10 protein-coding genes and 1 pseudogene are annotated in these 12,758 nt (G+C 76.8%); all 11 read right to left on the bottom strand.

The window, feature by feature from the left end; genetic code table 11:
• Window positions 1-328, bottom strand: a pseudogene (locus E1283_RS20415) (hypothetical protein); the annotation flags it as partial.
• Window positions 325-1,488, bottom strand: a complete 1,164-nt coding sequence (locus E1283_RS20410) for a type VII secretion protein EccE (protein WP_132819546.1) — start codon at window positions 1,486-1,488, stop codon at window positions 325-327. The pseudogene E1283_RS20415 and the gene E1283_RS20410, both read right to left, overlap by 4 nt.
• Complete coding sequence (gene eccB / locus E1283_RS20405; protein WP_132819545.1) at window positions 1,485-2,954, bottom strand: type VII secretion protein EccB; 1,470 nt, start codon at window positions 2,952-2,954, stop codon at window positions 1,485-1,487. The genes E1283_RS20410 and eccB overlap by 4 nt, the downstream gene beginning before the upstream one ends.
• Window positions 2,955-2,957: 3 nt before the next feature.
• Window positions 2,958-4,364, bottom strand: coding sequence for a S8 family serine peptidase (locus E1283_RS20400; protein WP_165956188.1), 1,407 nt, complete (start codon window positions 4,362-4,364; stop codon window positions 2,958-2,960).
• Between the two features lie 5 nt (window positions 4,365-4,369).
• The gene (eccD, locus tag E1283_RS20395; RefSeq protein WP_132819543.1) at window positions 4,370-5,788 is read right to left on the bottom strand and encodes a type VII secretion integral membrane protein EccD; all 1,419 of its coding nucleotides are present in this window, start codon (window positions 5,786-5,788) and stop codon (window positions 4,370-4,372) included.
• Window positions 5,785-9,843, bottom strand: coding sequence for a type VII secretion protein EccCa (eccCa, locus tag E1283_RS20390; protein WP_132819542.1), 4,059 nt, complete (start codon window positions 9,841-9,843; stop codon window positions 5,785-5,787). Before eccCa ends, eccD begins: the two co-directional genes overlap by 4 nt.
• Window positions 9,840-10,052, bottom strand: a complete 213-nt coding sequence (locus tag E1283_RS20385; protein WP_132819541.1) for a hypothetical protein — start codon at window positions 10,050-10,052, stop codon at window positions 9,840-9,842. Before E1283_RS20385 ends, eccCa begins: the two co-directional genes overlap by 4 nt.
• A gap of 82 nt (window positions 10,053-10,134) precedes the next feature.
• Window positions 10,135-11,397 carry a hypothetical protein gene (locus tag E1283_RS20380; protein WP_132819540.1) on the bottom strand — a complete coding sequence of 421 codons (1,263 nt, stop codon included), beginning with the start codon at window positions 11,395-11,397 and terminating at the stop codon, window positions 10,135-10,137.
• Between the two features lie 5 nt (window positions 11,398-11,402).
• On the bottom strand, window positions 11,403-11,783 hold the full coding sequence (locus tag E1283_RS20375; protein WP_132819539.1) for a hypothetical protein: 381 nt from the start codon (window positions 11,781-11,783) through the stop codon (window positions 11,403-11,405).
• A 3-nt stretch (window positions 11,784-11,786) separates the two neighbouring features.
• Complete coding sequence (locus E1283_RS20370) at window positions 11,787-12,104, bottom strand: hypothetical protein (protein ID WP_132819538.1); 318 nt, start codon at window positions 12,102-12,104, stop codon at window positions 11,787-11,789.
• A gap of 71 nt (window positions 12,105-12,175) precedes the next feature.
• Window positions 12,176-12,517 (bottom strand): WXG100 family type VII secretion target, encoded by a 342-nt coding sequence (locus E1283_RS20365; protein WP_132819537.1) that lies wholly within the window; start codon window positions 12,515-12,517, stop codon window positions 12,176-12,178.
• Between the last annotated feature and the right edge of the window lie 241 nt (window positions 12,518-12,758).

The following is a 12,758-nucleotide window of genomic DNA, read 5'->3' as shown; positions in this document are numbered from 1 at the left end:
GGAGGGCGGGCCAGGAGGTCACGCGGTCCGCGACCGTCAGCCGGTCGCCCGCGACCCGGGCGAGGGGGCGCCACTGGTCGGGCACGCGGGTGGCCGCGGTGACCCGGGCGCCGACGGCCAGCATCCGGAGGCCGAAGAGGCGGCCGAACAGCGACTCCCCGAGGACCGCGACGCGGGTGGGCGCCGGGCCGGCGGGCAGCGTGACGACCCGGCCGTCGCGGCTGGTGCCCAGCAGGACTCCGGCGTCGGCCCGGGTGAGCCGGAAGGGTGTCCCGGGGTCGTCCCGCCAGTGCGTGGTGGGCGGTGCCGGGTGGTCGCGGAGGTTCATCGTGGTGCTCCCGGGGAGCCGATGCCGGTCGTCTCGACCAGCGAACGGAAGGGGTGGGCGACGGGAAGGGTGGCCAGCAGTCCGGCACGCTGGTCGGTCGGGGTGTCGGGCAGGACCCCGGCCCGCAGCAGGCGCTCGCGCTCGGCCGCCGCGTGCTGGGCCATCATGCTGACGACGCGCACCGCGCTCAGGACGCGCAGCGCCGAGCCGTCCCTGGTGAGGGTGGCGGCGGCGACCACCCGTTCCGCGGCGCAGCCGGCCAGGCCGTTCAGCAGCCGCGACCACTCGTCCTGGGTGGCGACCGGCGCGGCGACCGAGCAGTGGGTGAAGTCGATGCCCGCCCAACTGGTCCGCAGCGTCCGTCCCTCGCCCGCCGCGTCCCCGGTCCCCCGCAGCAGGTCGCGGAGTTCGGGGGCGCTCAACGGGGTGGTGGGCGCGCCGGCCGAGGCGAGGCGGGCGCGGACGCGGGCGGTGGCGGCGGCCGTCGCCGCCCGGGTGCCGGCCAGGCCGCCGCCCCGCCGTTCGGCGGCGTCGGGTGTGCCGAAGCCCTCGCAGCGCAGCACCAGCCAGGAGCGCACGGCGACCGGCCGCGGGCCCGCGGGCAGCTGTCGGTAGGCGACGGTGGGCCGGTACCCGTACTGGAGGTCCCAGGGGGGCAGGCCGAACTGCTCGACCACGAGTTGGGCGGCGGCCGGCCGCGCCGGGTCCGTGTCGAGCCATTCGCGGACGAGGGCGGCGGGCAGGCCGGGCAGTGTGCCGGCGGGGAACGCGAGGACCGCGGCGCAGCCGCGCCCGTCGGAGAGGACGCCGAGTCCGGGGGCGTCGGCGGGCAGGTTGCGGTCGGCGAACTCGGTGACGTCCAGCGTGGGGAGCAGCGTGTGCGCGAGACCGAGCCCCTCCTCTCCCGACGCGGGTGACGCGGGCGACGCGGGGGCGGCGGGGGCGAAGGCGTCGTCGCGCAGCCGCCCGAGGAGCCGCCGGTCGGCGAAGGCGCCCCGGTGCCGCAGCAGCGCTCCGGCGAGGACGAGGGTGCCGGCGGCGGCCAGGGCCCAGCCCCGGCGGTCGTGGAGCGCGAGCCCGGCGACGAGCAGGGCGAGGCCGCTCTCCAGGGCCACCAGCCGGGCCCGGCCGAAGCGTGTCCACGCGGTGGGAAACCTCATGGCGTCGTCCCTTCTTCGCCTTCCGCGTTCTCCGTGTCGCCGGAGCCGTCGTCGTGCGCGTCGTCCTCGCTCGCGGTCGGCGCGGTCTGCTCCCGGGCCGCGGCCTCGGGGTCGAGAACCGGCCCCCGGGGCAGCAGGTCCACGAAGGCGCGCGGCATCGAGGGCGCGTCCCCCGGCGCGTAGCGCAGCCGTTGCACGGCCTCGGGGGAGGCGAACGGGTAGGCGATCCCGGCATCGGTGATCAGCGTGTGGGTGCCGCCCGCGCCCCCCGAGGTGGTGGCCAGCACGACGGCGCCGGCGCCGGCCGGCAGGTAGACGGCGTCGAGCAGCCCGAGGCGGTCGCCGGTCGCCGCGCGGACCGGTGTGAGCCCGGGCGGCTCCGGCATCGCCTCCGGCAGGTGGACGGTGGCCTGCCAGGGCGCGTCGCCCGGCCGGCTGCCGGGCGGGGTGCTCACGCACACCGGCTGGTCGCGCCCCGGTTCCTCCGCCGCGGGCAGGGCGTCGGGCCACGCCGCGTCACCCGGCGCCGGTTCCTCGGAGCGTCGGGCCGCGGCCGCCCGGGTGCCGCCCAGTTCGTGATCCGCCGTGGCGGTGGCGCCCAGCAGCGCGTGCACCAGTGGGGAGACGGACACCAGGCCGTCCGGGCGCACCAGGTAGTACTGCGGAGTTGAGCCGTCGGCCCCGGTGTGGGCCAGGTCCCCGACCTCGGCGGCGAACGGCAGCTCGGCGTCGGGCGCCCGGCCGGTGCCGCCGGATTCGGGGACGGTGATCTCGGGCCCCTCGGGCACGGTCTCGGCGACCTCCCGCGGCAACGGGACGGGGCGGACGCGCTGGAGGCCGAGCAGGTCGCGGACGGTCTCGGTCAGGGCGTACCGGCGGCCCTCGGTGAGCAGCCACAGCCCGTCGTCGTCCGTCCTGGCCAGCACCGTGGCGCCCACCGACCCGTCGCCCGGCGCCACGCCGGGCACCGACACGTACAGCGCGGTCTCGGTCGGCGGGCCGCCGGTCTCCGCCGGCGTGACGCACAACGTCCAGGCCCGGTCGACGAGTTGGCCGGCGCCGGGCAGCGCGTCCGGGGCGCCGGGGATGCCCACGGGCAGTCCCCTCGGCGCCTGGTCGAGGGTGGCCTGCCGCACCCTGGTGAGCTCGCCGCCGCCGACCAGCAGCGCCGAGCTGAGGTTGAGCGCCGGGTGCACGGTTCCGCCGCTGACGACGTAGCTGTCCCCGTCGTCGCCGACGACGACGGCGCCGGCCGTGGGCAGTGCCGGGCCCCGGCCGCCGCCCAGCCAGCCGACGATGCCGAAGCCGGCCAGGATCAGCACGGCGAGGGCCGTTCCGCCGGCCAGCGCCCGGTTCAGCCGGCGGCGCGGGTCGAGGACGGCCTCGTCCGCGCCACGGAGGAGGCTGGTGCTTCTGCGGAGGTGGTCGTAGGCGTACGCGTCGGCCCGTTCGCGTGTCGTGGCCATCCGTCAGTCCCCTTTCCCGCCGCGTGGACGGGTGGTGGTGGTCGTGGCGGCGTCGCCGCCGTCGAGCCAGCGCAGGCTCGACGCGGCGCGCCGGGGTCCGACGGGCGCCGCCCGGCCGTCCCCGGGGCCCGGCCCGGCGCGCCAGCCGCGTGCGCTGGCCCGGCGCACCGCGGGCACGCCGAGCAGGCTGAGCGCGACGGCGAGCAGCAGGGCGCCGCTCCACGCCAGCGCCGTGGCGGTGGCGGGGCCGACCAGCGGCTCGTCGCGCGGGACGACCTGGACGGGGACGGCGCCGTGAACGTCCGGGCCGGCCTCGGCCTCCCGGCCCTCGGTCCCGCCCGGCCCCAGGGAGGTGAGGGCGCCGAAGGGGTCGACGAGGCCGGCCCCGGTCCGGTCGTTGTGGCCGCCGCCCAGCGGCGAGGCGGTCCCCGTCAGCCGCCCGGCCACCTCCTCGGCGGTGAGGTCGGGGAAGCGGGACCGCACCAGGGCGGCCACGCCCGAGACCTGCGCGGCGGCGAAACTGTTGCCCGACTCGGTGCGGTAGCCGGAGCCTTCCGGGGCGACCACGGTCAGCGAGTCGCCGTAGGCGGCCAGGTCGATCCAGTCGCCGGTGTTGGACGACTCCAGGGGCCCTCCGTCGTCGGTGACCGCGCCGACGGCGAGCACGCCGTCGTAGGCGGCGGGGTACATCAGGCCGCCCGCCGGGCCCTCGTCGCCCTCGTTGCCGGCGGCGGCGACCACGACGACGTCGCCGGCCAGCGCCCGGGCCACCGCCTCCCGGACCGGCCGGTCGTCGACCGGCCGGCCGAAGGAGAGGTTGAGGACGCCGACGCCCGCCGCGACGGCGTCGTCGATCGCGGCGGCGACGGTCTCGGCCGGCAGCCGCTCGACCGCGCCGTCCAGCCGCACGGGATAGACGGTGGCGGCGGGGGCGACGCCCGTCATCCGGTCCCCGGCCGCCCGGCGGGCCGCGATCAGCCCGGCCACGGCCGTGCCGTGTCCCGAGCAGTCCTGCCGGGGCGGCGGCGTGGTGCGCGTGGCGTCGGGCGCGGTCGCCGCCGTGGTGAACTCGCTGCCCCTGGCGACCGCCCCGTCGGCCAGGTCGGGGTGGCGGGCGTCGACGCCGGAGTCGACGACGCCCACCAGGACGCCCCCGCCGGTGGACAGGTCCCACGCCTGACGCAGCCCGAGCCGGTCGATCAGCCGGTAGGGACCGGCGTTCTCCGCCAGGTCCTCCCCGACGACCTGGGTGCGGCACGGTGTGGCCGCGGCCGGGCGGGCGAGCCCGGGGACGGTCAGCGGGGCGGTGGCGGCGACGAGGACCAGGGCCACCCGGCCCGCCGCCCGCGGCAACGGCCGCCACCGGCCCCGCCCCCGCTTCGGCTTCTGTTCCGGCTGCACGGTGGTCACCACTCTCACACCCTCAGGTCGAGCACGGCGGAGTAGACGTCCCACACGGCGAGGCAGAGCGGCGCGACGGACAGCAGGAGCGTCGTCTCCAGTACGTCGATCGCGCGGGAGACCTGGGGGTTCAGCCGGGTGCGGCCGGCGAGGAGGCCGACGGCCCCGGTCACCAGGGCGGTCAGCAGCGCGACGGGCAGGACCACGCCCAGCATCGGGGCCCGCTCGCCGAAGTGGCCGGTCACGAAGGCGACCGCGGCGCCGCCCGCCGCGAGCAGCCCGGTGGCCAGCGGGATCGCGATCTGGGCCGGCTCCCTGAACAGCCGGGACCGCGTCAGCATCAGCAGCACGAGCGCCGCCCCGAGCACGCCGGGCCACAGCCGGGTCGAGGCGAACAGCACGCACGCGCCGGCGCCGGCCACCAGGTGGCTGCCGGTCGACAGGCCGAGCAGCAGCCGCCGGGCGGCGGCGATCCGGGCCCGCAGCCGGTCGTGTTCGAGCTGGCTCGGCAACGCCTCCAACTCCTCGACGGTGGCCGCGACCTGGGGGGCCGGGATGCGGGCCAGGCGCACGGCGAGCGTGGGCCACAGGGTGGTGAGGGCCAGGGCGAGCGGCGCCGCGACGGCGGCGGCGCTCGCCGGCGGGACGTCCCAGACCGCGCACACCAGCGCCCCCGTCGCGGTGAGCGGCCCGGCGACCACCAGGGCCGCGAAGGCTCCGTCGCCGCCCTCGACCAGCAGCGGGCCGACCGCCCCGATCAGGGCCAGCACCCCGCAGGCGAGGAGCAGTTGCCCGGCCGTGCCACCGGTGAGGACGCCGGGCTCGCCCCCGAGCAGCCGGACCGCGCCGAGCATGGCCGGCGGCGCGGCCAGCACGGCGGCGAGCGCGCCGGCGGGCGGGTCGCCGAAGGCCCGGGACAGCATGACCCCGACGGCGAGCGCGAACAGGGCTGTGGCGAGGCCCAGCCAGCCGGGCAGCGGTCCCGGCGCCGCGTCGAGCGCGCCGCAGGCGGTGAGCGCGGCCCCGGTGGCCAGCGCGCCGGTGACCCGGCGGGTCGCGGCGGCGGGCCAGGCGGCGCGCACCGCGTCCCCGCCGATGACCTCCACGACGTCGTCGTACAGCGGCGCCGTGGCGTCGTCCGTGCCGTGGCCGACGAACAACAGGTCGCCCTCGCGGACGTCCTGGGCGGCGAGCGTGGTCGCGGTGTCCAGCCGGGTGCCGTCGGCGCGGCGCAGCACCCAGCCGCCGTGCCGGACCCCGCCGTCCTGGCCCGGCTCCTGGCCGGCGTGCCGGAGGAGGGCGGGCATCAGCCGGGCCAGGGGGAGCGTGGCCGGGACGGCGAGGTCGGCGCGCCCGGTGGGGCCGGCGACGCCGACCCGGACGAACGTCGCGCCCGCCGATGTCGGTTGCTGGTGGGTGGGGCTGCCGCTCATGAGGGGGTCCCGGTGGGGTGATCGAGGGTGGACAGGGGCGAGTCGGCGCGGATGAGCTGCACCGGGACGTTGCCGAGCCTGCGGTGCAGGAGCAGCCCGCGGCCCTTGCGGCGCTGCGCCGGCTTGACGCCCCACAGCGGCATCTCGTCCTTGGGGACGCTGAGCAGGACGGCGGGTGTGCCGAGTTCCTTGAGGCGGCCGAGCACGGGGTCGGCGACCGCGCGGGACGCACCGCCGGCCTGGCGGGTGACGAAGAGGTGGAGTCCGATGCCACGGGCCTGCGGCAGCAGGTCGAGGAGTGCCTTGAGCGGGTTGCCGCGCGAGGTGGCGACCAGGTCGTAGTCGTCGACGAGGAGGTAGATCTCGGGGCCGGTCCACCAGGAGCGGTGGCGCAGCTGCTCGGGAGTGACGTCGCGGCCCGGGAGGCGTTTCCCGAGTCCTTCGACGAGGCCGCCGACCACCTCCATGGAGCGTTCGTGGGAGGCGGAGTAGCCGAGCAGGCTGGGCCCGTCGAACTCGCGGAGCAGGGTCATGCGGTGGTCGAGGATGATCAGCTTGGCCTGTTCGGGGGTGCGGGTCGCGGTGATCTGGCGGGCGATGCCGCGCAGCAGTGACGTCTTTCCCGACTCGCTGTCGCCGATGACCAGCAGCCCGGCGTCCTCGCCCGGGGTGAGCATCACCGGCTCCAGGCGGCTGCCCTCCACGCCGATGGTCACGCCGGGCTGCCGGGTCGAGGCCGCCGGCAGGTCGTCCGGCTCGAAGCTGGTGGGCAGCAGCCGGACCTCGGGGGCGCGGCGGCCGGGCCAGGCGTCGGCCACGTGGCGCACCAGTCGGGCGACGCCCTCGGCGAGCCCGGTGGCGGAGTGGACGCCGTCCAGGCGGGGGACGGCGGTGAGGAAGTGGAGCTTCTCGTCGGTGATGCCCCGTCCCGGCCGGTCGGCGGGGATGGTGCGCTGGGCCTTGCGGTCCACCTCGGAGTCCAGGGCGTCGCCGAGCTTCAGCTCCACCTTGGTGCCGAGGAGGTCGCGCAGGCCCATCCGCATGTCGAGCCAGCGGTTCCCGGTGACGACCAGGTGGATGCCGTAGGTGAGCATCCGGCCGGCGACGGCCGTCAGGGTCTGTTCCAGCTCCGGGTAGCTCTGCCGCAGCACCGCCCAGCCGTCGACGACCAGGAAGACGTCGCCGTGGGGGTCCCCCCGGACGGAGTCCGGGGGAGGGGCGTCGGTGTGCCGCCCCCTGGCGCGGGCGCGGCGGTAGCCGGCCATCGACTCGATGCCGAGCTCCCGGAAGCGGGTCTCGCGGGCCTCCATGACCTCCAGGACCTCGGCGACGGTCCGGTTGACGACCTCGGCGTCCAGGCGCCCGGCGACGCCGCCGACGTGCGGCAGGCCGGCGAGGGCGAACAGGGCGCCGCTGAAGTCGAGGCAGTAGAACTGCACTTCCGTCGGCGTGTGGCGCAGCGCGAGGGAGGCGATCAGGGAGCGGACGGCCGTCGACTTGCCGCTGTGCGGGCCGCCGACGACCGCGACGTGGCCGCCGGCACCCGCCAGGTCCAGTTCCAGCGGGTCGCGGCGCTGGTGGAACGGCCGGTCGACGACGCCGATGACGGCGGTCAACCCGGCGTCGCCGCCCGGGCGTTGCGGCCGCCCGACGGGCCCGGGGTGGAGCGCGTCGAGGGGCTCGGGCGCGTCCAGGGGCGGCAGCCAGACCTGGTGGGCCCCCGGGCCCTGGCCGGCCATCTGGCCGACCATCACGCCGAGCACCGTGCTGCCCGGGTCCTCGCCGTCGGTGAACTCGTCGGGTGCCGGCTCCGGTTCGGGCTCGGGCGGGCGTTCGTCGACGGGCACGGGCACCCGGGCGGCGCGGAACGGCCGGACGTCGGCGCCGCCGCCGAGCACGGCCGAGGCGCTGTCGTCGCCGGTGCGGTAGGCGCCGGAGACGTAGGCGGCGCGGAAGCGCCTGAGGGTGGTGGTGTCGGTCTTGAGGTAGCCGTGTCCCGGGGCGCCGGGGAGCCGGGCGGCGTCGGGGACACCGATGGCGGTGCGGCTCTCGGCCTCGGAGAACGTGCGCAGGCCGACGCGGTAGGACAGGTGGGCCTCCAGGCCGCGCAGCTTGCTCTCGTCCAGCCGTTGGGAGGCCAGCAGCAGGTGCAGGCCGAGCGAGCGGCCGAGCCGGCCCATCTGGACGAAGAGCTCGGCGAAGTCCGGCTTCTGCGCGAGGAGTTCGGAGAACTCGTCCACGATGACGAACAGGCTGGGCAGCGGCGGCAGCTCGGCCCCGCGCTGGCGCGCGCGGTCGTAGTCCCGCACGGAGACGAGGTTCCCCGCGTCGCGCAGCACCTCCTGGCGCCGGTTCGTCTCGCCGGAGAGCGCCTCCCGCATCCGGTCCACGAGGCTGAGGTCGTCCTCCAGGTTGGTGATGACGGCCGCCACGTGCGGCAGTTCGGCCATGCCGGCGAAGGTGGCGCCGCCCTTGAAGTCGACGAGGACGAAGTTGAGCTGCTGGGGCGAGTGGGTGGCCGCCATGCCGAGCACCAGGGTCCGCAGGAGCTCGGACTTGCCCGAGCCGGTCGCGCCGACCACCAGGCCGTGCGGGCCCATGCCGCTCTGCGCCGACTCCTTGATGTCCAGTTCGAGCAGGCCACCGTCCCCGGCCACCCCGATGGGCACCCGCAGGCTGTCCCGCATGGGCCTGGCGCGCCACAGGGTGTCCAGGTCGAGCTGCCCGGGGTCCTGGATGCCGAGCAGGCCGGGCAGCGTGTTGACGGCCGTCGTCAGGTCCTCCGCGTCCCCGGTGGTGTCCACGTCCGCGCGGTAGGGGGCGAGTTGCATCGCCAGCGCCTCCGCCTCGGCCACCGTGAGCGCGTCGGCGGTGCCCAGCTCGTCGCGGGTGTCGCCGGCCAGGACCGCGAGCGTGGTGTCCCCGAGCTCCAGCCGCACGCCGTGCGCCTCGGTCAACGCGGCGGCCTGGCCGTCCACGTCGAGCACCGTGACCCCCTGCATGCCGCCGGGCTCCAGCAGCGCCTCGCCGCCGCCGACCAGGCCGCCGTCGACGACGACCAGCAGGTGCGGGAGGTCGGGGTCGGGCGTGGCGCCGCGCTGGAACCGGGTGCGGCGGCTCAGCTCGGTGCCCAGCCACTCCTCCAGCACGGCCAGCGACGGGTGGGTCATCCGCACCGGGCCCACGTGGTCGAGTTCGTCGGGGTGGTGGAGGTGCGGCAGCCACTTCAGCCAGCCCCACTCCGGCCCTTCGACGTCCCGGACGCAGGCCACGACCCGCAGGTCCCGGGGGGAGTGGAACGTCACCGCGTGGGCGATGATCGCGCGGAACAACGCCCGCGCCGCCTCCCGGTCCTCGCCCCCTTCGCCGTTGCCGTTGCCGCTGCCGCTGCCGCTGCCGCCGACGCCGACCGACACGGCCGCGAAGCGCCGCAGCGCGAGCTGCACCGGCAGATCGGGCACCACCGAGTACGTCGTGACGAACCGCTTGAGCGCGACCGCGCACAGCGGGTCCAGGTCCTCCACGGGCGCGGACTCGCCCGGCACCAGCGCCCTCGCCAGGTGGTGCGGGCCGACGCCGACCCGCACCACGCCGAAGTCCGCGTCGCCGCCGCGGCGTTCCCACAGGCGCCGGCTGTCGGCGAGGCACCACAGCTGGCGCGGCTCGGGGGCGCCCCACTCCAGCGCCTCACGCTGCGCCTCGGCGGTGCGCCGCACCTCGGTCCTGGTGCGTTCGAGGTGCCGCAGGTACTCGCGGCGGTCGCTGCGCGCCTGGCCCTTCACCGTGCCGCGCTGCCGCATCAGGAACCCGACGACCATCGCCACGCAGGACACCAGGAACAGCCCACCGACGATGTAGCCGATGGGGCCGCGCCGCATGGCCAGCATGTAGAGCACGGAGCCGAAGCCGCTGAGCGCGGGCAGCACGGTCAGCCAGATGTTGGCCTCCTCCGGCTTCGGCAGCAGCGGGGGTGGCTTCAGCACCAGGTCGTTCGTCGGCACCACCGGCCGCGCCACCCGCGCCGGCCGCCGCACCACGGTCGTCGGCCCGCTCATGGCCGGCTCCCCTGGCCGCGGCGCCACGCGTCGCGCAGTCCCCCGGCCTCGCCCCTCGCGAAGTCGTTCCTGACCTCGTCCCGGCCGAGCACGCCGGCCCGGTCGTGGGTCGTCCGGTCCCCGCTCCGGCCGCCGCGGGCGGAGTCCGGGCCCACCCGGGCCGACTCCCGGAACCCGTCCGGGATGACGTACCGACCGTCTTCGGACATGGCTGTCCCCCTCTCTCGTGCTTCCGCTGGTTTTCCGCCGGCTCCGCCCGCCCGGTTCGCCCGGTTCGCCCGCCGGTCCCGGCTACTCGCCCAGTACGCCCCGGCCGGCGTGCCGGTGCGCGGACCACACGTCCGGGTCCTCGGTGAGGTCGGTGGGCCGGCCCTGCCGGCCCGACTCGCGGGAACCGTCACCGTTCGACCGGCCCCCCGCGCCGGTCGAGGCCGGTGGCGGGGCGAACGGCCGACCGCCCTGCGCCGCCTCACGCATCGCGAACCGCTGGGCGACCGCGGCGCGTTGGTTCAGGTTGCGTTGCGCCTCGCGCAGCACCTGCTGCCGGGCGGGCCCCTGATGGGCGACGCTCGGCGGCACCATCCCGCCGTACATCCCGCCGAGTCCGCCGCCCCCGCCGACGGCCCCCACGCCGCCGCCGAGCGCGGCGAGGCCGATGCCGGTGGCCGTCGCGCCGGGCCCGCCGCCGAGCCCGGAGAGCCGGGTCGCGTACTCGGTGGACTCGCCGAACGGCAGCCCGGTCACGGGGTCGATCCACCGGCCGCTGCCCGGGTCGAACTCGCGGCCCGTCGCCGGATCGACCAGGAACCCGGTGTTCGGGCTCTGCACCCAGCCGCCGAACTCGCCGTCCTCCGAGCCCAGTACCGACAGGTACGAGGGGTACTCGCCCCCTCCCGGCCGGGCGTCGGCGGCCGGCGGGCTCCCCTCGATCATGTTGTCCCCGTCGTCCGCCGCCGGGCCGGGCCTTCGGGTTCCCGGTCGGTCGTCCGAGGGGATGCGCTGGTCGCCGTCCCTCGGCGCGGACTGGCGGGAGGCGTCGGCGGTGACCGTGCCGCCCCGCTCGGGGGCGGCCGGCGCGTCGCCGCCGGTCACCCGGCGCACGTCCTGGCCGAGTTGTTCCAGCACGCTCCTGGCCTCCGCGAGCAGCCGTTCCTGTTCCTCCTCCCCGCGGCCCGCCGCGCTCACCATGGCGGGACTGATCGCGTCGGCCGGCAGGTCCACCTGGGCCGCCTCGTACGCGACGAGCAGGGTCAACGCCCGCTCCGTGGCCCGGGCCGACGCCTCCCCGGCGGCGTGCAACTGGCCGGCGACCCGCTGCGCCACCGTGCTCGCGCCGTCGGCCCAGGCCGCAGTGGAGCCGAGCCGGTCGGCCAGCTCGGCCAGCCCGGCGCCCCGCTCGGCCTCGGCGTTCGTGGCCGCGTTCGCGAGCCGGTCACGCTCCGCGGTCCCCGCGGTGGCCAGGGCCGTCCACGCCTGCGCCACCGCGTGGATCGTCACGTGCTGGGCGCTGAGAATGCGCCCGATGACCGCCATGAACTCCTCGTCGGTCGCCATCGCGCTCACCCCGCCCCGCTCGTCGAGGGCACCTGCGCCCCGCCCAGCGCGGAGGAGAGGCGCTGGACGGCCTCGCCCGCCGCGACGAGCCGGCCGCGCGCCGCCTGGTCGGTCTCGTCGGCGATCTCGGCCATCCGGTAGGCGCTGTCGCTGATGTCCTGCACGGTCAGCCCGGTCCAGCCCAGCTCGTCGGCCATGGTGCTGGCGGCCGACTCCAGCGCCCGCTCGGCGAGTTCACCGCCGGGCACCTGCCCGAACAGCCCGCCGGCACCGCCGACCCCGTCGAACGCCGCCCGCATCGCGGCGAGTCGCTCGCTGTCCCTGGCGTGATCCCCCGCCTGCCGCGCGGCGCCGGGGTTCAGGTCCACGTCGCCTGTCTCCGTCATGGCTCAGCGTCCGCCGCCCATGGCCGCCCGCACCATCGCGGCGCCGCCCTCGTTGCCGATCGTCTGCACGTCGCGCATCGCGGTGTTCTGCGCGGTCACGCCGTCGTCGAACCCGGCGGACTCGCGGCGGAACGTCTCGTCGCGGTCGTTGAGCACCTGCCCGATGCCGGCGTCCACCTGGCCCTGCTCGACCAGGCTGAGCAGCTGGGTGTGCACGTTGTTCCAGATCTCGGTGTACTGCGCCTGCTGGCTCCTCGTCTGCGTCTGGATCGCGTCGAGGCCCTCGTTGGTGAACCTGATGAGGCCGCCGTCGTACGTCATGTCCCCCTGCCTTTCGTTGTCGGTGGTCGTCGCGCGGTGCCGTCGTCGCGCGGTGTGCCGGAGGGCGCCGGTCAGATGCCCTGGGCCACGCCCAGGTCGATCCGGACGCCGGAGGTGTCGACGCGGCTCAGCGCGCTCTCCGCGTTCGCGTCCGTCTCCCGGCCGGTGTTCGCCGTCAGCCCCAGGTCCTGCGACAGTCCGTCCAGCGCGTGGGCCAGTGCCTGCCCCGCGCGCCCCAGGTCCTCGTAGGTCGCCACGGCCCTGCTGGTGCCGCCGCCGTTGTAGGCGGAGCTCACGTTGGCGCTGTGGGCGCCGATCCCCGTGGCCACCCCTTCCATGTCCGTGTACGCCTGCTGGATGATCCCCATGACCCGCTCGACCTCTTCGGGAGCGAGCTTCACCTCATCGCTCATCGCCGTTTCCCCCTCGCTCGGACGTGCTCGGACGTGCTCACACTCCGCCGGTTCGACTGCTCGGGCTCGGCCCGTCGGCGGCAGAAACGAGTCTGTGGCGGTCGGGAGGCGCCGGGCAACGGCCGCCGGCCGTCCCGGACAGCCGACCGGCGTCCGGCCTGGTCAGCGGCCCGTCCGGACGGGAATCCGGACAGGGACCAGACGGTCCGGGACCCCGCGGCGGGTCGGCGGGTCGGCGGGT

This window comes from Streptomyces hainanensis (assembly GCF_004348415.1).
Lineage (GTDB): Bacteria > Actinomycetota > Actinomycetes > Streptomycetales > Streptomycetaceae > Streptomyces > Streptomyces hainanensis.
The sequence above is the reverse complement of the archived record's forward strand: the minus strand, read 5'-3'. Positions and strand labels throughout refer to the sequence as shown.